At 59.0% G+C, this 1040-nt stretch carries 1 protein-coding gene; it reads right to left on the bottom strand.

The genetic code is table 11. The annotated features are described in order from the left end of the window. Positions 1–1037 (bottom strand): photosystem II D2 protein (photosystem q(a) protein) (gene psbD / locus DXY31_RS16250; RefSeq protein WP_114994775.1); only part of this gene is annotated, 1037 nt, incomplete at its 3' end. Positions 1038–1040 lie beyond the last annotated feature (3 nt).

The raw sequence follows: 1040 nt of genomic DNA, 5'->3' as shown, positions 1-1040 counted from the left end.
GGCAGAACCTCTTCAGGGAAGACGAAGTTTTCGTGCGGCTGGTCAGCCGGTGCCATCCAGGCACGCAGACCTTCATTGAGAAGGATGTTCTTGGTGTAGAAGGTCTCAAATTCGGGATCTTCTGCAGCGCGGATTTCCTGTGACACGAAGTCATAGGCGCGCAGGTTGAGGGCCAGACCGATGATGCCGATGGAGCTGGTCCACAGGCCCATCACAGGCACGAACAACATGAAGAAGTGCAGCCAGCGCTTGTTGGAGAAAGCGATACCGAAGATCTGACTCCAGAAGCGGTTAGCGGTGACCATGGAATAGGTCTCTTCTTCCTGGGTGGGCTCGAACGCCTTGAAGGTGTTGGCCTGCTCACCATCCTCAAACAAGGTGTTTTCCACGGTGGCGCCATGAATGGCGCAGAGCAGTGCACCGCCGAGGATGCCGGCGACGCCCATCATGTGGAAGGGGTTGAGGGTCCAGTTGTGGAAGCCCTGCAGGAAGAGCAGGAAGCGGAAGATCGCTGCCACACCGAAGGAGGGCGCGAAGAACCAGCTGCTCTGGCCGAGGGGGTACATCAGGAAAACACTGACGAACACCGCGATCGGACCGGAGAAGGCGATGGCGTTGTAAGGACGGATGCCGACCAGACGGGCAATCTCGAACTGACGCAGCATGAAGCCGATCAGAGCGAAGGCACCGTGCAAGGCAACGAAGGCCCAGAGGCCGCCGAGCTGACACCAGCGAACGAAGTCGCCCTGAGCTTCAGGGCCCCAGAGCAACAGAAGACTGTGACCCATCGCATCAGCGGGGGTGGACACAGCAGCTGTGAGGAAGTTGCAACCTTCCAGGTACGACGAAGCAATGCCGTGGGTGTACCAGGAGGTGACAAAGGTGGTGCCTGTGAGCCAGCCACCGATGGCCAAGTAGGCCGTTGGAAAGAGAAGAATGCCGGACCAGCCGACAAAAACGAAGCGGTCGCGCTTGAGCCAGTCATCGAGGACGTCAAACCATCCCCGCTGTGGCGCGCGTCCTACAGCGATCGTCATGAG

This window comes from Synechococcus sp. UW179A (genome assembly GCF_900473965.1).
Taxonomy (GTDB): Bacteria; Cyanobacteriota; Cyanobacteriia; order PCC-6307; family Cyanobiaceae; genus Synechococcus_C.
This window is presented reverse-complemented; position numbering and strand designations above follow the sequence as displayed.